This window comes from Bacteroides sp. RTP21281st1_H5_RTP21281_210402 (assembly GCF_040918965.1).
GTDB classification, from domain to species: Bacteria; Bacteroidota; Bacteroidia; order Bacteroidales; family Bacteroidaceae; genus Bacteroides; species Bacteroides congonensis.
The window spans coordinates 269220-289843 of record NZ_JBCOWR010000008.1 but is presented as its reverse complement, the minus strand read 5'-3'; the positions used below and the strand labels follow the sequence as shown (position 1 = coordinate 289843).

13 protein-coding genes are annotated in these 20624 nt (G+C 42.8%); 4 read left to right on the top strand and 9 right to left on the bottom strand.

Annotated features, from left to right (window positions below; genetic code table 11):
• Position 1: 1 nt before the first annotated feature.
• Positions 2-3355 carry a TonB-dependent receptor gene (locus tag AB5443_RS13985; protein ID WP_307995322.1) on the bottom strand — a complete coding sequence of 1118 codons (3354 nt, stop codon included), beginning with the start codon at positions 3353-3355 and terminating at the stop codon, positions 2-4.
• A 153-nt stretch (positions 3356-3508) separates the two neighbouring features.
• Here AB5443_RS13985 and AB5443_RS13980 point away from each other — a divergent pair, with 153 nt between their 5' ends.
• The 4 genes from AB5443_RS13980 to AB5443_RS13965 are packed head-to-tail and all read left to right on the top strand — an operon-like array spanning position 3509 to position 8102.
• A complete protein-coding gene (locus tag AB5443_RS13980; protein ID WP_307995320.1) occupies positions 3509-4423 on the top strand; it encodes a glycoside hydrolase family 18 in 915 nt (304 codons plus the stop codon).
• Positions 4424-4437: 14 nt separating this feature from the next.
• On the top strand, positions 4438-5616 hold the full coding sequence (locus tag AB5443_RS13975) for a DUF1735 and LamG domain-containing protein (RefSeq protein ID WP_307995318.1): 1179 nt from the start codon (positions 4438-4440) through the stop codon (positions 5614-5616).
• Positions 5617-5640: 24 nt separating this feature from the next.
• Positions 5641-7080 (top strand): DUF1735 domain-containing protein, encoded by a 1440-nt coding sequence (locus AB5443_RS13970; RefSeq protein WP_229087716.1) that lies wholly within the window; start codon positions 5641-5643, stop codon positions 7078-7080.
• A gap of 32 nt (positions 7081-7112) precedes the next feature.
• On the top strand, positions 7113-8102 hold the full coding sequence (locus AB5443_RS13965) for a hypothetical protein (RefSeq protein ID WP_307995317.1): 990 nt from the start codon (positions 7113-7115) through the stop codon (positions 8100-8102).
• Positions 8103-8449: 347 nt separating this feature from the next.
• On the opposite strand, the gene AB5443_RS13960 is transcribed toward AB5443_RS13965, so the two are convergent.
• The 8 genes from AB5443_RS13960 to AB5443_RS13925 all read right to left on the bottom strand — a co-directional run bounded on the left by AB5443_RS13960 (position 8450) and on the right by AB5443_RS13925 (position 20460).
• Entirely contained in the window at positions 8450-9178 is a 729-nt protein-coding gene (locus tag AB5443_RS13960; protein WP_368114380.1) for a Fic family protein, read from the bottom strand.
• Between the two features lie 597 nt (positions 9179-9775).
• Complete coding sequence (locus AB5443_RS13955) at positions 9776-10210, bottom strand: DUF6078 family protein (RefSeq protein WP_073347609.1); 435 nt, start codon at positions 10208-10210, stop codon at positions 9776-9778.
• A 26-nt stretch (positions 10211-10236) separates the two neighbouring features.
• Positions 10237-11814 (bottom strand): ATP-binding protein, encoded by a 1578-nt coding sequence (locus tag AB5443_RS13950; protein WP_368114396.1) that lies wholly within the window; start codon positions 11812-11814, stop codon positions 10237-10239.
• 188 nt (positions 11815-12002) lie between these two features.
• A complete protein-coding gene (locus AB5443_RS13945; protein ID WP_368114381.1) occupies positions 12003-14273 on the bottom strand; it encodes a GH92 family glycosyl hydrolase in 2271 nt (756 codons plus the stop codon).
• A 4-nt stretch (positions 14274-14277) separates the two neighbouring features.
• On the bottom strand, positions 14278-16551 hold the full coding sequence (locus AB5443_RS13940; RefSeq protein ID WP_368114397.1) for a GH92 family glycosyl hydrolase: 2274 nt from the start codon (positions 16549-16551) through the stop codon (positions 14278-14280).
• A 42-nt stretch (positions 16552-16593) separates the two neighbouring features.
• Positions 16594-17601 (bottom strand): FecR family protein, encoded by a 1008-nt coding sequence (locus tag AB5443_RS13935; protein WP_195662652.1) that lies wholly within the window; start codon positions 17599-17601, stop codon positions 16594-16596.
• 34 nt (positions 17602-17635) lie between these two features.
• Complete coding sequence (locus AB5443_RS13930; protein WP_195405787.1) at positions 17636-18193, bottom strand: RNA polymerase sigma-70 factor; 558 nt, start codon at positions 18191-18193, stop codon at positions 17636-17638.
• A 29-nt stretch (positions 18194-18222) separates the two neighbouring features.
• Positions 18223-20460, bottom strand: coding sequence for a GH92 family glycosyl hydrolase (locus tag AB5443_RS13925; RefSeq protein ID WP_368114382.1), 2238 nt, complete (start codon positions 20458-20460; stop codon positions 18223-18225).
• Between the last annotated feature and the right edge of the window lie 164 nt (positions 20461-20624).

The following is a 20624-nucleotide window of genomic DNA, read 5'->3' as shown; positions in this document are numbered from 1 at the left end:
ATTAAAATTTAAGTCTAACATTGAATCCTAAGTTACGTGAACTTGGCATCATGAAATTATCAATACCTTGATAATAGTTACCGGTTGTAGCCACCGCTTCCGGATCAAATGGAGCCTTACAGTAGATCATCCATAAGTTACGTCCTACCAGTGAGACTGTAATATCTGCTACACCCCATAATTTGTTTTTAGGTATTGTATAACCGATGCTGGCTTCCTGTAAACGTAAGTTTGTTGCACTATAAGTATAATATTGGGGAATACCACTTTCCGAACCTATCACAGAATACCATTTTTGTGCATCGATTATATCACCGCCATTAACAGATACACCTCCACGGTCACGTGCAGCCGCACTGACTTCCGATACTCCATAAAGGTCAAGAGCTGCTTGTGTAGCAGAATAGACGATACCACCAATACGCGCAGATAACATAAAGCCGAAATTCAGATTCTTCCAACGAAAATCATTTCTCCAAGCCATATTGCATTTCGGGAATACACTGCCTAATTTAATATCTTCAGATTTGAAGTTGGCTTTTACATTTCCTTCTGCGTCAACATAAATATTACCTTGGTTGTCACGTAGTAAGTCTGCGGTAGAATACATATCTCCTAATGTTCCACCTTTCTTTAGTACAAATCTAGCTTGTGCAAGACCACCGACATCCAATCGTTCTTTTGTGATTAGCTCACCTGTTTCGGGGTGAATATAGTTCTCTAACAAATTAAGTATTTCATTCTTGTTGGCACTAAAAGTAAAGTTAGATGACCAACTGAACTTCTTGTTCCATTCATTCTGATATCCAAGTGATAACTCTATACCTTTATTCCGTACACTACCTGTTTGTACGTACATCGTTGAGTATTTTGAAGATACAGAAACCTGAGGATTGAATGTTTGATTATAAGTCTTTGTTGTATATAATCCTAAGTCAAAATTAAAATGATCCAAGAATTTTGCTGTGATACCAATTTCCCAAGAGTTAGTTTTTTCCGGCTTCAATTCATACAATGGATAATGAGTCTTGGTAATCCATTGTTTTGTTGCATTATCCCATTCATAAGTAGGACTTGCCAGGAAACGGGGAAAAGGTAAACCTACTGACGCAAATGAACCTCTTAGTTTCAAATATTGAATCTGCTTCGGCATCGGCAATAATTCTGAAAGAATGACAGAACCACCTATTGAGGGATAAAAGAATGCACTTTTTGCAGAATTAGGTCCTGCTAATTGAGAAGGCCAATCGCTACGTCCAGTTAAAGTTAAATAATATGTACTCTTATAGCCTAGTTCAACACTTGCAAAAAGAGATTTGGTTTGTTCTCTGTAACCACTTTGATTACGCTTTGTCTTAACATCATCCAGTTGAATGATATTGAACATATTAGCAATTCCATCACTACGGATCGGACCTTCATTAGACATAACATCTTGTTTCATATCAGAGTAAGACGCACCAATGTTAGCTTGCAAAGAAATAATTTCTTTAAATGTCTTGTTGATGTTCACCATTACGTCTGCGTATGTCTGTTTGTCGATAGTTCTGGCTAAACCAAAGAAGCCGTTTTTCGAACCTTCTGTCAATACATTATGGCTGGTTGCATATAATTTCTTTGTATAATCTGTATTTGCATTATCTACACGCACACGACCAGAAACGCTTAACCAGTCAAGAATTTGATAACTCAGGTTGGTACTTAACATATAACGTTCTTTATCGTTCTCACGTAAATTACGATATGCAATCCAATACGGGTTTTGTCCTGTATAGCTGGAAAGCATTTCATTGGGCCAATATTGAGTATAAATTTTGCGATTCGTGTCGTAGCGTTCATACATTTTATATTCTTCCCAATCGTTTCCACGCGGAAATAAATAAGCAGTCACCAATGGGTTTGAATAAGTACCTTGGTTAACCATATTCTTATCATTTTGCTTGATATAACTGGCACTTACATCCAATATCATTTTGTCCTTCAAGAAAGAAGTCGTATTGCGGAATGTAAAATTATAGCGATTATAGTCATTGTTGGGAACCATACCTTTGGAATTCACAACGCTGGAAGAAAAATAAGTCTGATTTTTATCCGTACCAGCTGATAGTGCGACGCTTTCGGTAGTAACAACACCTGTTCTGAGGAAGTCACTTGCCGGATCATATCCCATGTAATTGCTGTTGTTTAACAGATGTCCCCAACTAAGGTCACCAGTTGTTGCACCTGTTGACAGATTGCCTGTACCATAACGATTTTGAAATTCCGGCATTCTGAACGGACGAATAAATTCTGTATTTTGTGTAACAGTCAAACTGACACGTCCTTCTTTACCTTTCTTTGTAGTAATAACAATTGCGCCATTAGCTGCCTGACTACCATACAAAGCTGCCGCTGCAGCACCAGTCAATACGGACATGGACTCAATATCTTCCGGATTTATATCAGCAATAGCTTCTGTGGATCCCTTTGAATCGAATACTTGTCCGCCTTCTCCGCTCAAATTGTACATTGGAATACCATCTATTACATAAAGTGCGTTACTGGATTGCTCTATACTTTTTGCACCACGCATCACCACTTTGCTGGCACCACCTACACCTGATGAACTGGAATTGATTGTAACTCCAGCAACCTTACCGGAAAGAGCGTTGATGAAGTTGGCATCCTTGTTAGTTAAAAGGTCATCACTTTTTACTTCCTGAACATTATAACTCAGAGCTTTTGTCGCTCGTTTGATACCCAAAGCAGTGACAACTACTTCATCAATAACTTGTGTATCATCCATTAATGTTATATTTACAGTGGATTGACCTTTTAGAGGGATTTCCTGTGTCTTATATCCAATGTATGAATACACAATAACCGGATTAGTGCTTTTGGTAACTATCTTATAGTTACCATCTAAATCGGTTATAGCTCCATCAGTTGTTCCTTTTACTAGAATACTGACTCCGATTAGTGGTTCACCTTTGGAATCTATAACTTGTCCTGTTACAGTTTGTTCTTTACCAACTTGCTGTTGGTTACCACTTGATACTTCTTTCTCTGATAGATAGATGATATTATCTTCTATCTTGTAGGAAATATCTTTGTTCTTAAGAAGCGTATTCAGTACTTGTTCCAATGGAGCATCTTTTACATTTAAAGGATCAACAGTTATTGTTGATAGCTTGTCGTTATAAAAGAATTGATACTTTGATTGGGACTGAATTTGCTTAATTACACTTCCTAAAGTTGTACGGTGAGTTGATAATGTCAACTGGGCTGTAGCCCACTGCAATGGAACTACCATGAACAAAAGAATCAGTAAAGCTCGAAATAGATTCGACTTTCGAAGCGAATGTTTGCTTTCCATACTTTTAATTTAACGGTTATACTTTTATTAAACTCTAAAAAGGAGAGTGTCGACTTTCTTCTCCCTTTTGCTAATAAAACAACGCTAATATAATAAACACTTAGTCCAATTTCTCTTTTTTTCAGAGAAAAATGAAAATAATATAATACCCTCTTGATTACCTTACAATTAGGATATACCAAGTACTTGGAGAACTTACGTCAATATAAAGCTGATACGGAACACAAAAAAGTGTATGCATGGTTTGATAATAGCGAAAAGAATCCTGCTAGTCGCGCACAGCATATAACAAGCCTGCCTGACAGCATTGATGCGGTTACATTGGAGTGTCCCGATAACTTGGCGGATTGGGAAAGGAACGAAATGTCGGAGATACAGACTAAAAAAGGAACAAAAGTTATTTATGATATAAACTTTGATTCTATAAAAGTTGCTTACAACAAACAGCAAGAGGTTGTTCGGGAGGCCGAACCCGTAGCACAGGAGTTTGAAACATTTTTAATGGATTCTTTATCAACTGCTCTCAAACTGTCGCAAAAGTACGACTATGATGGCATCTGTGTAAGTTATACAGGCAAGGTGAGCACTCATATGACTGAGGAAGAGAAGAATGAGTACATTCAGAATGAGACATTTTTTATGGGCATTATCAACGACTGGCATTTGAGAAACTCTGATAAAATAATAGCCTTTAAAGGAAAACCTCAGAACCTGTATGCAAAAACGTATCTGAAAGAGTACGATATTATTTTCGCATTGGGTACGGAGGCCACCAATAGAGATATGCTTACTTATGAATATTCTTTGGCAACAGGTCAGGAAGTGCCCGAAAATCGTGTGGGAATTATAGTCTCGACTCCTTCATTGAATTCCTCGGATAAAACGACAGGATATTTGGGTGCTGACTTGGCTATTGATAAAGTGGCCGAATGGGCTGCGCTTCCGCAAAGTGGAAAACAAGTAGCGGGTGTGGGCATTTACAATGTTTCCAACGATTATTTCTACACAGATAAAAATTATAAATACACTCGGAAAGTGATTTCTTCACTTAATCCGCCGATAAAATAAAAGGAGGTCTTAATATGAAAAATTATAGTTCGTTTTTTAGTTTTCTTATATTGTCTCTGTCGTTTGGCTTGACAGCCTGTCAGGAAGACTGTGAAAACTTCGGCAGTAAGGTCATTGCAGGAAATGCGACAAAGAAAGTGGATACATATTTATTAAAGCCCGGAATGAATGAAATGAGTCGAACTTTCCAGGCAACCATTCCACGGCCTGAAGAAACGGAAATACATATTACGTATAAAGCCGATCCTACACTGGTGGAACAATATAACAGCACCTATTATAATGAGGCTATTGCATTGCCTGAAATATGTTATGAACTGACCGAACCAACAGCTGTCATCTATGCGGGAAGCATTACTTCTACGGATGTTACCATACGTTTCAAGGAGTTGACCTCTTTGGACAACAATCTCATTTATGTGCTGCCTATCACTGTGGCAGAATCTAATTGGCTACTTCTTGAAAGTACGCGCACTAGTTATTATGTATTTAAAGGAGCAGCTTTGATTAACGTTGTAGCCGACATCAAAGAAAGAAGGCTACAGCCCTCCTTTACCAATGCCTCCGTCTTGAACAACTTGCGTACCATCACCGTAGAAGCATTGATACGTGCCAATGAATTATACGACAAAATCAGTACCTTGATGGGGGTGGAAGGTAAGTTTCTGCTTCGCTTTAGTGACCAGGGATTGCCGGGAAATCAGCTTCAGATTGCAACGAGCGCTGGAAACACGACCAATCCTAACTGGACGATAGAGACCGGAAAGTGGGTACACGTTGCTGTTACTTACAACGGTGTTACGGGACAGGCGGAAATGTTTGTAGATGGAGAATCGAAAGGTGTGGGAAACCAAAGGCCCCGCGTAACGGTCAACTGGGGCGTCTCTTATCCAAGAGAAGAAGAGAATGATAATAAACGTGGCTTCTGGATTGGCTATTCATATGACACTCCACGTTATTTGGATGGCGATATAAGCGAGTGCCGCGTATGGAACCGTATCCTGACGCCGGAAGAGATTCGCGAAAAAGACCATTTCTATTACGTAGATCCGGCATCTGATGGATTGGTTGCTTACTGGAAATTTGATGACGGACAAGGAGGAAATATCACTGATCATGCAAATGGGAATAATCTCATAGCCAATAACGAACTGACGTGGAAAGCGGTTGAGTTACCAAACAAAAAAAAATAATCCATAGCCTTAAAAATGAAAACAATGAAACGTATAAATAAAATCAAGATGTATTGCACAACTGCTGCAATAATGATATCAGGGTGTTCGCTGCTTTCTTCTTGCACAGAAGAAGTCGTAATAGCCGATGTCAACGAAAGCCAATATGAGTCGACCGATGAACTGTTAGGTTATTTGACCGATAGTCAAGGTAAACATCTTAAATCCGAAGTAGAGTTTCACTCCTCCGGTGAACTGGCACTGTATCTCAATCTGACGAAAAAGTCATCTTCGGATTGCATGGTATCTGTCGCATATGATGAAAGTGTGCTCGAAGAATACAATGCGAGAAATTCGTCCTCATATGCACTGTTTCCCAAAGAACAGACTATACTGCCCCAAGAGCCGACAATGAAGGTAGAGGCTGGAAAACAAAAGTCGTCTCCACTGTTGATGTCTTTCACATCCGATGGAACACTTGATGCCGATAGCCGATACGTTGTTCCGTTGAGAATAAGTATAACTTCGGGTGACATGAATTTGGCGCAGGAAGAAAATACCCGTCTCATTTTCATTACAGATCGCACCGGTATCCCCGATTGCAATAAAGAAAGCGGTGTGAAAATTCTCAGTTGCATGGAAGTGAATGATACGAATCCGTTGAACAATCTCAGCTTTACATTGAAGAAAAGCGGCAAACTGCTTACGGATTTCCTCATTATGTTTTCCGGTAATATGAAGTACGACCGGGAAAAGGGCGCAGTCATGATGAAATACAATAACAATGTGCAAGCATTGCTCGATGGCTACGACCATTATCTGAAACCTCTTAAAGACCGTGGAATGAAAATAATTATGGGAATAATGCCCGACCACGACGGCTCCGGATTATGTAATCTTGCACCAGAAACTTGCAAGGAGTTTGCATTGGAAATCAAGGCAATGTGTGATGCATATAATCTAGACGGCATTTTCTTGGATGAAGAGTATGCTGATTACGGTGATTATAACTTGCATTTGACAGTTCCCGGGTTCGTCAGACCGGTCGCTTCGGCCTGTTCACGCTTAGCGTATGAGGTACATAAACTTCAGCCCGAAAAAGACATCATAGTATATGCATATAGTACTATTTACAGTCTGCCGGCGATTGAAGTGGACGGGCGTACGATACAGTCTGGCGAATACGTGACTTATGCGGTACGTGACTATGGCGTAAGCAGCGATTTGGGGGCTTCCTTTCCCGGTTTACCGAAAAGTAATATGGGAGTGTACTCGCAAGAATATACCGGGAGATTCATTGCCAGCAAGACGCACTTACAATGGATGGTTAATAACGGATATAAAACTCACATGATCTTTGCTATGGACCCTTATCGGAGTAATTTTGAATATCAACAACTTCCTTCCATGCAAGATATTGCAGAAGTGTTCTTTGATGACGAACTTGTGTTTGATGGAGTGAAGTATCCCAAAGACTGGGAATAATAGAAGTATGGAACATTAAAATTAAGATAGATATGAAGATGATAAACAAAATCTTATTTCCGGTAGCTATGATACTCTGTTTTGTAGGATGCAGCAGTGACAACGAGCCGGAAGTATCACTTCCCGCATCTCCGGAGTTAGTGATTGGCGAGGAGGTTCTCATGGTTAAAATCGGCGAAGAAAATAAGGCGGAACTCAAGGTCTTGCAAGGAGGAGGAGATTACAACGCTTTTTCTGCTAATGAAAATATAGCGAAAGTAGAAATCATAAATGAAAAGATTATGATAGAAGGCGTCGGTATGGGCAAAACTTACATCATTGTTTCCGATAAAAATAGTTATTACGTAAAACAGCCTGTATCGGTATATCTTACCGATGTTCTCGAATTGGATAAGACTGAAGTGGAGGCTAAATCTCCTGTTGGAAGGCCGGTTACTATAACCGTAGAAATCACCAAAGGAAATGGTGGTTACAGAGCAGTATCCGACAATGACAAGATTTCAGTTTCCATTACGCAAGCGGGGACAATTACTGTAACAGGGCAACCGGATGATGCGGAGACTGAGACTACGGCAACGGTAACAGTTACAGATAATCTGGATTTAACGGCGACTTTAATAGTCCGTATCATTCCAACAACCAATCCCTATACCGACGTAGAGTTGGAGAAAATACTGTCCGATAGTTCGCGTCGTTATTATTTGGATGAAAAGAACCAAGTCAATCCGGACTGGTCGGTGAATTTCCGAAATACACAGGAGAATGAAAAAATTACTTATGGATGGGATTATTATTACTATAATTTCCTGCTTACTTTTACCGGCGACAAAACTGAAGGGAAAAAGACAGATGCTTCTCTTTCATGTTATAACTATGTCGGGTGGGATTTTGTAACTTATGAAAACCAGGCCATTAATTTAGAAATCATTAAGAATGATGGCGCACATATATGGGGTGTATATTCATTTACAAAAGATGGCACATTGTATCGGGGATATTTCTGTGATACTACTAATCCTTAAAAATAAAATAGCGTGAATGTGTAACCTAAAAAGGGGATATTCACATTCAGTAAATGTTCCTCTTTCTAATAAATCAAGAGAAAAGTTTTACTTTACGTGAGCTTTTCTCTTAATTTTTTCGTTTAACTCCCCCGTCTTCTCTCTTTTTTAGAATATTATTTATATCTTCTTGTTTTTTCCTTCCACCCATGCATTATGTACATGTCTTTTTTAGGGGAAGTTATAATCTCTCCTCTTTTCCTAATTATTTTAGTTAACGTGAGTTTGATATAGTTTTAACTGAATTTGTTGAATTTATATCGGACTCACTTCTTTAAGAGTGAGATTTTTTCAGAAAAAAACTTTGCTTAGAATACAAACCTCATCCCCCTTTTCTCCGCCTGCTTGTATTTCTTAATCTCTATTGAAAGATACATCATTTGTTGGGCAAACATAAAATTGCGGATAGGACCCAAGTCCGGTTCTTCATCATCTTTGGGGCGGGAAGCTTCCAATGCCTGATAATATTCCAGTTTGTCCTCTTTGAAGATAGTGGCTAAAGGAAGTTGATGATAAGAGAGGATATAGTTCATCAATAAACGTGAAGTTCTTCCGTTTCCATCAGCAAACGGATGAATACTGACCAGATAAAAATGGGCGTCAAAAGCTAATTGATAAATAGCGTCGGGTGCTTGAACTTGTTTGATACGTTGATTTAGTATTTCACATAGACGGGGTACTTCACGTTCTACTTTTTGATGGTTTACGAAGTAACGGTCACCTACATGTACGGAAGATTTGCGCCAGTTTCCTTTAGAAGAGTCATAATCTCCTGCGCTGGCATGAATTATACTTCCTGTTGTATGCATTACGTGGGCAGAAATTTCCTGTATAAAAACAGGAGTAATTTCACGTCTCTTCTTGGCTTCCTCCACTATAAAACGCAAAGCTTCGAAATGATCCTTCACCATATTATGATCATACAACGGCTTTCCCTTGGCGGTGATACCATCTACAATTAACAATCGACTTTCTTCTTCGGTGAGTGAAGAACCTTCTATTGCTGTGGAATGATGAGAGATGAAAATCTCGTTCATGAGTTCGAAATTCACAGTCTCTTTCAACTTCAATTCCTTAAATTCCTCTAGTAATAGGATGTATGGACATATTTTTATAGATTATTGTGGCAAATATAAACAATTTATAGTGAAAAAAAGATGGTGGTATGAGGATATTAGGGCAACTACATTAACAATTAATTATATTTCTGTTTGGAAATGGATGGAGATATAACCTCTCAGCCCAGGCTACTAGGAAATTGAAAAGTGAAAATTTGCTGTCATCTGTCACAAGTTTGTATTTAAATGTTTGATTGTGAATTAGTAATGATGTGACAGCAACGTGTGATAGCACGGTGACAGTATTTTTGCTGTCACCTCTTCTTCCTCTTTTAGAAGCAAGTGTCAGCTTAGTTTCCTCAACGCGGCTTAGATAACGCACTATTGCCTTGACTAACGTTTGTGCCAACGGCTTGGCACAACTGTGCCTCCGCAGTGTCATTACTGTGCCAAGCCGTTGGCACAGTCGTTTCATCCCTATGTGACACTTGTGTCGATAGGATGTGACAATCGTTTCCTTCGGATGTAACAGTTGTGTCGCCAGGATGTGACGGTTATGTCAATCAGGAGATACGGTTACCAGTCGTAGTCTTCGACGTATGCATCAAACTGTTGCGGGGTGGAGACGCCGCAGTTCTTGAGGATATTCAATACGTGTTGTTGTTCGGAAAGGGAGAGAAGGCGTTCGCCTTTGCGTGAGCGGTAATAGGTTCTACGGCCGAAGTAGCTCATTAGATGTAGGATGACGGTTTGCATCTGTTTGTAGGGAAGATTCTCCAGCATTCCGATGAATCCTTTGGCATATTGTATTTTTTTGTTGGAACGATAGTAAGGGCAATTCCCTTCTATGCTTGCCAAATGTTTGGGACTGACGATAATCCAATGTTTGATATTTTCCGGTACGCTTTGTTCGGTGATTTGTCTCAGGCAGGTGCTTGCTTTGAGGCATTGTCGGTTGAGACACATCGGATACTGGTAAGGGACTTTTTCGAAGTCTATTTTTTCTTCCATGATTATAGGTTGTTTAATCAAATATGTTAATCTTCCGCCAGCCACTTCTCAATATTTCTTGTTTTGCTGGAGAAGTTTACTCCTATCCGAAGTAACTTTCGAGAATCAGTTTCGAATGGGAGGGCATAATGTTTTTCTTTAATTTGTTGCAGAGCCTCTTCCGCAGTGCCGTTCAGCTTGAATTCCATAATGTAGATATATTGGTCTGTTTGCAATACGAGGTCGATACGTCCTTCGTTTGTGTGATATTCCACTTTTGTGTAGAATCCCATCAGTTTGAAGACGATGAAGAGTACATTCTGATAGTGCAGCTCCAGTTCACGTTCTTTATTGTCGGTGTGACCGGTAATCGTTTCATAAGGAGTATCGGCAAAGAAACTTTGCAAACGGCGGAAGAAACTGTCGTAGTCTCCCTGCTCTATTTCTTTCACGAACTTTCCTATTTCGAATGCAGACCTGCTTGTCCTTACATTCGCGTAGAATGGGAGAAGGAACCTGACGAACCCTTCCTCTACTTCACGGTTCGGAAAACCAAGACGGTAAGTCCCGAAACGGGCATCGTAACCCTTTATGGTCAGATAACCGCTTTGATAAATTACTGGGATGGGATCGGTATCCGCACTGTCTATTCCGTCCAATACATCGACCGATGTTTCTTCGTGAGTGATATGGGTAAGGTCGTAGTTGTGATTTTGCAGCAGGGTGGCGAGATACGTGGGCGTACCCGTAGCAAACCAATAGCTGCCGAACTCTTTCCGCTTGAATGTATGGAGCAGGCTGAAAGGGTTGTACATGCCGATGGAGTTGTGCGTGAAGTGATAACCGTCATAATATTGTTTTACTTTCTCGCGGGTAGCTTCGTAGGTCATTCCGTTTGCATCCGCCAGTTCGTGCAGGTCATCCTTGAAGTTTATCTCCAGTTCCCGATCACTGATGCCGCAGATTTCGATATATTCGTTCCACATTGATATGTCGTCCAGATTGTTCAGATCGCTGAATACGCTGACCTTGCTGAATTTGGTCACTCCCGTCAATATCCCGAAACGGATGCAGCCGTCTTTGCTTTTCAGTGCTCCGTAGAAACCTTTCAGCGTATTGCGGTAAGCCGTTTGCAACGCCTCGTCGCCGATAGCCTGAAGCATGGGCTTGTCATATTCGTCAACGAGGATAACTACACGTTGGCCCGTCTTTTTGTATGCCCGTTGAATGATTCCTTCAAATCGTGACGCTAATGATTTTTCGGCGGGGTCGCTTCCATAGAGCTGTTCCCAAGCGGATAGGGCACGTTCTAACTTCAGTTCCAGGTTTTGGGGGATGCTGTAGTTTTCGGTGTTTAAATCTAAATGCAGGATGGGATAGGTAATCCAGTCTTTTTCCAGTTTCTCCATTGCCAGTCCGGTAAAGAGTTCCTTTTTCCCTTGAAAGTAAGCTTCGAGGGTGGAAATCAGCAAACTTTTACCAAAGCGACGGGGGCGGCTGAGGAAGTAATAATTTCCGGTCTTTACTAATTGATAAATCATTGCTGTTTTATCAACGTATACATAACCTTCTTTACGAATTTTCTCAAAGTTCTGGATACCGATAGGATAAAGTTTGCTCATAATCTCTGCTTTTATAATAGAAACTAAAACAAAGATACGAAGAATATTCTGTCACAGAAGATAATTGAGGAATTTTTATGCAGATGATGTCCGCAATAAACAGGAGGTAGACTGAAATTGCCGGAAACCACCTCAGCGAGAAATGAGATGGATTCCGGCAATGTTTTAGCTATGTATTTATTGAGAAAGGATTATTGCTCTTTGGAAAAAGAATAAGGCATATCCTCTTCTTTCGTTCCTCTGTCCTTATTCGGTCGGTTACCCATATCTACCTTGATAGTGCCACCTTTGAATAAGTCTTCGTGGCGAAGATAATTCTTGGTGTAATCAGTTCCGTTGACATTCAACGAGTTGACATAGAAGTTCTTTTTGCTGTTGTTCGGAGCATCAATCACTAAACTGTTGCCGTTCTCAAAATGAAGAGTTGCTTTCTTGAATAATGGGGCGCCTACGATATACTCATCCGTTCCCGGGCAGACAGGGTAGAATCCCAGTGCCGAAAATACATACCAGGCGGAAGTCTGTCCGTTGTCTTCGTCGCCGCAATAACCGTCCGGCCCCGGAGTGTACATTCTGTCCATAACCTGACGCAGCCAGTATTGGGCTTTCCAAGGCTGACCGGCATAGTCATACAAGTAAATCATGTGTTGGATAGGCTGGTTGCCATGTGCATAGTTACCCATGTTCATGACAGTCATTTCACGGATTTCGTGAATCACCTGTCCGTAGTAGCTGTCGTCAAAAACTGGTGGTACGGCAAATACGGAGTCCATCATTGTGATAAACATGTCTTTCCCACCCATCAGGTCGATAAGTCCCTGAGGGTCGTGGAATACAGACCAGGTGTAGTGCCAGCTGTTTCCTTCCGTGAAAGCGTCCCCCCATTTCAACGGAGAGAATGGTGACTGGAAAGTACCGTCCTCGTTGCGGCCGCGCATCAGTTTGGATTCTTTGTCGAAAAGATTCTTGTAGTTCATGGCACGTTTGGCAAAGAGGTTGATTTCCTTTTTCGGACGTTTCAGTTCTTTGGCGAGTTTGTAGATGCACCAGTCGTTGTATGCATATTCCAATGTACGGGCGGCGTTCTCGTTGATTTTTACATCATAGGGAACATAGCCCAGTTTGTTATAATATTCATGTCCCAAGCGTCCTGTTGAAGAGACTTCGGGGTGTACATTCTCCGTGCCGTGAATCAATCCTTCATACAAAGTCTTTACATCGTCCACTTTCACGCCTTTCATATAAGCGTCTACCAGGATAGAAGCGGAGTTATTGCCGACCATGCAACCTCTGTGTCCCGGACTTGCCCATTCAGGGAAGAATCCGCTTTCTTTATATGTATTGATAAGTCCTTCCTGCATTTCCTTGTTGACCGACGGGTACATCAGGTTCAACAACGGGAACAGGCAACGGAAAGTATCCCAGAAACCTGTATCGGTGTACATATATCCCGGCAGAACCTGACCGTTGTACGGGCTGTAATGAACCGGTTGTCCGGCAGCGTCCAGTTCGTAGAACTTGCGTGGGAAAAGCAACGAACGATACAGACAGGAATAGAATGTACGGTATTGGTCGAGATTGCCACCTTCTACTTCTATCTTTCCTAATACCTGATTCCAGGCTTCTTTCCCCTTCTTAGCCAGTTGCTCGATATTGTCTTTACCCAGTTCTTTCATATTGACAGCCGCTTGTTCAAAGCTGATGAAAGAAGAAGCGATTCGGGCATGTACCTGTTCGCCTTTGCGTGTCTGGAAACCGATAATGGCTCCGGCATGGTCGGTAGTCTGTTCGGCAACGTTCTCTTGCAGGTTGCCGTTGGCTACCGTAGCTTTGTAAGTGAAGGGCTTGTCAAATTCAATGATGAAGTAGTTCTTGAAGTTTTCGGGAACTCCGCCACTATTGCGGGTGGTATAACCGATAATCTTATTTTCTTCGGGAATCACTTTGACATATGAACCTTTGTCGAAAGCATCCACCACGACATAAGAATGAACGTTTTCGGGGAAAGTGAAACGGAAAAGGACGGCACGTTCTGTCGGAACCATTTCTGTCACTACATCATGCTCTGCAAGATATACTTTATAGTAGTAAGGAGTGGCAGTCTCGCCTTTATGAGCAAACCAACTGGCACGTTTTTCCTCGTCAAACACAGGGTTGCCTACTATCGGCATGATAGAAAATTGCCCGTAATCGTTAATCCACGGACTGGGTTGATGGGTCTGCTTGAAGCCGTGAATCTTATTGGCGGTATAGGTGTATTGCCATCCGTCTCCCATTTTTCCCGTCTGCGGAGTCCAGAAGTTCATTCCCCAGGGACGGGCGATGGCCGGATACGTATTACCTGTTGATAACTCGAAAGTAGACTGGGAACCCATCAGCGGGTTGACATACTGTGTCCAGTCTTTGGCTTTGGCAAAGAGCGTGCATCCAAGTACACAAGCTATTACTAATAGTCTTTTCATGGCGTTATGTGTTTTGATTGTTAGGCTTGTTAGTCATTTTGATTTCTATCGTTCCTCCATTCACGATGTCCTGATGGTTGAAGAACGGAGTATCCAGCACTTTGCCGTTCAGCATTATGCTTTCGATGTATTTATTCTTTTTCGTATTGTTCTTTACGATAATGCTGAATTTCTTTCCACCGGGCAGGTTGACTACCGCTTTATCGAAAGCAGGGCGACCGATGGAATATACCGGTTTGCCCGGGCATACCTGATAGAATCCCATAGAGTTAAGAACGTACCATGCAGACATCTGACCGCAGTCTTCATTGCCCGACAGCCCGTCCACACTGTTGGCATACTGGCTGCGGTAAACACTGTCCACCAGTTCCTGAGTTCTCCACGGGCGGTTTACGTAGTTGTACAGATGAATCACGTGATGGCTCGGCTCGTTGCCGTGCGCGTATTGACCGATAAGTCCGCTGATATCCGATGAGGTCGTTTCACCTTCAAGCGATGAGTCGGCTGCAAACAAAGAATCGAGTTTCTGGACGAATGCGTCTTCGCCACCCATCAGATTGACCAGTCCTTCTACATCGTGAGGTACAAACCAAGTCCATTGCCAAGCCGTTCCTTCACAGTAATCATCACTGCGGTGAGTCGATGCACGCGGATTGAACGGCGTACGCCATTCACCTTTCGAGTCAAGTCCACGCATGAAGCGGGTTGACTTGTCGAAGTAGAATTCATATGCTTTGGCAAAACGTTCATATTTGGCCTTGGATTCAAAATCGTTCATTGCTTCCGCGAAGATAGAGATGCACCAGTCGTCGTATGCATACTCAAGAGCTTTGGCGACCGATTCATTTTCACGGTCGCAAGGGATATAGCCGATGGCGTTCTTGTAATATTTCGCTTTCGGCATGAGGTGGGGCAGTACCAAGTCCGGGCATTTGATGCCGGTAGTATCATATTCGGCTGCACGCAGACAGCCTTTGTAGGCTTCTTTAGCGTCGAAGTTGCGGTATCCTTTCATATAAGCATCCACTATGACGGGGACGGCATGATAGCCGATCATAGTACCGGTATAGTTGGAAGCCAAATCCCACATCGGATATATTCCGCCTTCCTGATGTTTCTTTATCAGTGAATTGATAAACTGATTGTTCAGTTCGGGATCGATAATCGTCATTAACGGATGCAATGCACGGAAGGTGTCCCACAATGAGAATACCGTATATACAGGATTGACAGTGTCTCCCTGATGCACTTCGAGATCCATTCCCAAATAACGTCCGTCCGCGTCGGTGAACAGGTTCGGACTGATTCCCGTGTGATAGAGAGCGGAGTAGAAGATGGTTTTATCTTCCTTGTCGGAAGTCGTAATATCTATTTTCGACAGATATTGGTTCCATGCAGTGCGTGCGTCTTTACGTACCTTATCAAAATCCCATCCGGAGATTTCCGATTCGACATTCTTGCGTGCACCCGCTATGTCGACAGCGGAAACACCTACTTTGACCAATACTTGTTCATCTTTCTTCGTGTCGAAATGTAATAGCGCTTTGCAGACAGGAAGCCGTTTGCCATCGTCCATGGTAATGGAGTCCGTAATCAATGTATAAGAGAACGGCTTGGAGAATTTGGCGTAGAAATTGATATATTGGTCGAAAGCCCAATAAGTCGTTTTCTTATGTCCGCAGATTTCCGTGTCGCTGATCACTTCGATTTCCATCTCCGAGTTGGTCTGTCGTTGCAGACTGTAATCCAAATCAATGATAAAGCCTGATTCGGTACTTTCGGGGAAAGTATAACGGTGGATAGCCCCACGTTTCGTAGCCGATATTTCAGCTTTTACCTGATAAGTGTCCAGAAAAACTGAATAATACCCCGGCTCTGCCGTCTCATTCTCGTGAGAGAAAGAAGAAGCATAAGCCAGTGTCTGACTTTGGGGGTCGGTCGTCAGATATAGCTGTTTGCCGACGGTGGGCATGAGCAGCACATCCCCGTAGTCGCAACAACCTGTGCCGCTGACGTGTGTATGGGAGAAACCGTTGATGGTGGAGTCTGCATAATAATAACCTGAACAGGCATCCCATCCGTCAATCCGTGTGTCGGGACTGGGCTGAATCATGCCGTGGGGCACTACTGCTCCGGGAAAAGTGTGCCCGTGTCCACCGGTTCCGATGAAGGGGTTGACATAAGCACTGTAGTCTTTTACATTAGTGGGGGCTGTGCAGGAGCTGAGTGTGAATAATCCTCCTAAACATCCTACTATCAGGAATGTTTTCAATTTCATGGTATCAATAGCTTTTAGTTTCATCGGATTGCCTTTTATTTCTTATTTGGGAGAAATAAAGATGTTGCTTCCGACAATTTTATAATCAATAGGTATGGAGTTCTGCAATGATTTCAACACGGATTCGATGTCCGACTTCCGTTTCAGTACGCCGGAGTAAGTCTTGTCCGGCCGGATGTCGGGAGACAGGATAATCTTCACGTCATAAAAACGTTCCAAAGCTTTGGTGATAGTGAATATATCTGCTTTTTGGAAAGGAATCAGGTTGTTATGCCATACGGCGTCCATTTTGGCATCCACTTGCTTCACGGTCAATCGTCCGTTGTTCTTGTTCAACTCCGCACGTTGTCCGGGAGCAAGGATGATTTGTCCTTCTTCCTTGTTGCCTTTTACTTCGATTTCGCCTTCAATCAATGTCGCTTCGGCTATCCGGCAGCGTTTGTCACATTTGAAGTTGAACGTCGTTCCCAATACGCGTACGCGCATGGCGTCACTTTGCACGGTGAACGGCTTGTGGCGGTTTTTCGTTACTTCAAAGTAAGCTTCTCCTTCCAGATGCACATTGCGTTCTTTTTCGGAAAACTCACGCGGATATTTTAAAGTAGCCGAATTGTTCAGCCAGACTTTGGTGCCGTCCGGAAGGACAACTTCTTTCACGATGCCTTCGTTGGCGACGGCAACCATCATCTCCTGTCCGGTTCCATTCTGATAGAACCAGTATCCGGTTCCGCCACCTATAGCCAATAGCACGACAACGGCAGCCGCGTACCTCATCCAGCGATGCATACGCCGTATCTTGTTCTGTTTTCCTTTCTCTTCGTCCAGCTTCCTGTAAAGCCGTTTTTCCGCACGGTTCATCCGTCGGCCGTCGGCATATTGGTCGAACTTACCCAAATGATAAATTTCTTCCATGCGGAATAACTGACGGGCATTTTCTTCCGATTCCTTCATCCAAGTATTGACTTCGATGAGTTCTTCTTCGGAACACTGTCCTGTCAGATATTTGTTGATTATATCTTCACTCAGATTACTCATTTTCTTCTCCTTCATATTAATAATACAATTCAGAATACAAAAACACTTATCAATCTCCCCATAAAAATAAGAAAAGAATTATCCAAAGCGGGTCGAGACGACTACGCAAGTACTTCAGGGCCTTGTACATATGAGCTTCTACCGTACGGAGTGAAACACCGAGGGCATCGGCTATCTCCTTGTTTTTCATTTCGTGCAGATAGCTTAGCTTGAATACTTCTTTGCATTTGTCCGGCAATTCATTGATTGCGTCGTAGATTTCCTTGCGGAGCTCTCTGTCTTCAATCCGCCGGATAACCTCGTTGTTGTCCGGTTGGTAAAACTCTGCACGCCTTTGGTTGATTTCTTCCATGGCGGCACAGTAGCCGTCTTCCACGTTGCGATGTTTCAAGACATTGAGGGCGCGGGTGTAGACGGCACGATAGAGAAAGGCCTGAATCTGGTCGCCTATCTCTATATTGTCTTTCCGTCTCCATAGTTCCACAAATACATCCTGCACCACGTCTTCCGCTTCTTCTTCTCCTACCAGGCGGGTGGCATAGAAGATGAGGCTGGGGTAGTACTTGCGAAATAATGCTTTGTAGGTTACATCGAAGTTTTCATTCATTCTCTCGATAGATATTAGTTCAGGTACACTCAAGGTTTTTGCTCCTCAAATATGACTCCGATTGTTTTTGGGGTGTCGCCCATTTCAAATTCCACGGTGGCTCCACTCATGATTTGTTCATGGGTGATGTACGTCTTGTCGTATGGCTGACCATTTACTTTGATTGATTGTATATAGATATTCTTCTTATTTACATCAGGCGCAAGTATGGTGAAAGTCTTGCCATTGGCAAGATGCAACTGCATTTCGGGGAATAGGGGAGTACCTATTTCGTACTCTCCGCTGACCGGATTGACCGGATAGAATCCCATCGCGCTGAATACGTACCATGCAGACATTTGTCCGCAGTCTTCGTTTCCGCAAAGGCCGGCAGGTTCGTTCCTGTAAAGTTCGTTCATTACTTTTGCCACGTAATATTGAGTCCGGTCATTGAATCCTATCGAGTTGTACAGGTAGATGACGTGATGGCTCGGTTCGTTGCCGTGCGCGTATTGACCGATCATTCCCGTACTGAAAAGCGGAAGTTCTGCGTCTGCTGCCGGATGATAAGTGAACATGCTGTCCAGCTTTTCGGCAAATCTGTTTTTACCCCCTGTAAGGTCTATCAGCCCGTCAACATCATGCTGCACCGACCAGAAATACTGCCATCCGTTGCTTTCACAAATATGCGGTGTATAGTCATCCGCCTTGAAATCTTTAATAAAGTTACCTTTGTCATCCCGTGGTTGCATGAAAGATGTTGCGGGGTTATAGACGTTCTTATAGTTTTGGGAACGTTTGTAGAATGCGTCTGCAATGTCTTGCTTACCCATCTTTTTGGCCATTTCGGCAATGCAGTAATCGTCAAAGGCATATTCCAGCGTTTTGGATAATGACCAGTTTTCAGCGTTGTAGTGGTCTGTCACGTTGTAAGGGATATATCCCAGTTCCTTGTAAAGCCCGATGCCGCGATAATTATCCAGATTGGCGGTTGCTACACAAGCGTTCAGCGCCTTTTTTGCGTCAAAGTCACCGATTCCTTTTAGATAAGCGTCTACAATGACAGGAACGGCATGGTAACCGATCATCATATCCGTTTCACTTCCGTAAAAATTCCATACGGGCAGGCGTCCGTTCTGTTCGTAGAAGGCGATGAAGGATTTCACCATGTCGTTGACACGTTCCGGCTCGGTGTAGGTGAAGAGCGGATGGGCGGCACGATACGTATCCCACAGGGAGAAAGTACTATAATTTACCCAGCCGTCAGCCTGATGCACTTTCTTGTCGGGGCCGTAATAAGCTCCGTCTACGTCGTTGTAAATGGTAGGAGCAATCATGGAATGATAGAGAGCGGTATAGAAGTTGACTTTGTCGTCCTCGTTGTCGCCTTTTATTTCAATCTTTCCGAGTTGCCGGTTCCAGTTTGCTTTTGTTTCGGCAAGGTATTTGTCGAAGTCGTTTTCGGGCACTTCAGCTTGCAGGTTCTTGGCTGCGCCTTCCATGCTTGTACCGGAAATAGCTGTGTTTACGAGTATTTGCTCCCCTTCTTGGGTGTTGAAGTCGAAGCGGGCGATGACGGCTGTGCCGATGCGCTTGTTGTCTTTGATGATGGCAGTAGTATCCAGTTCCATTTTCTCGAAAGGCTTGGAGAAGCGGGTGCGGAAGTAGATATGCTGCTCGCGTGCCCATCCGTCGGAAAAACGGTAGCCTTGAATGGTGACGGAGTCAATTGCCTCGATATAGGAATCATTGGTAAAATCCCAGTTCATGGCTTTCTTCAGGTTCAGGAAGATGGCGGCTTGCGCTTCCGGGAAAGTGTAGCGTTGGATACCGCACCGTTCGGTTGCGGTCAGTTCGACGTTGATATTGTAATCTGTCAGACGTACCTGATAATAACCGGCAGATGCGCATTCATCCTCATGGGAGAATTTGGAGTGGATGCCCAGCGGAGCTTCCGCTTCTTTATAAGGCAGGGTGACAGGCATAAAGGAGATGTCGTATAAATCTCCTGCTCCTGTGCCGGAGAGGTGCGTATGGCTGAATCCGGCAATTGTGCTGTCCGGATAGAAATAGCCGGAGATACGATCCCAACCGGGAAGCCCGTTGTCAGGGCTGAGTTGTACCATGCCGAAAGGGGCTTGGGCACCCGGATAGGTGTTTCCGGTGAAGTCTGTTCCGATAAATGGATTTACATAAGACGTGTAATCTGTTTCGTGTTTTTCTTGTGTAGGGGTACAAGAAATTAGCATGCAGGTTAACAGCAGGCATAGATAAATAGATGTTCTCATCATTCTTCAGGTATTAGTGATTACTTATTTTAGTTATTTGAAGGATAAGAAAAATAATTAATCTGTTTGCAAAGGTAGAAAAAAATGTGACATACTGGCGGATTGGACATGAAAAAAGCGTGTCTTAAAGTAGTTTCTACCTTGAGACACGCTTTTTCTTTTAA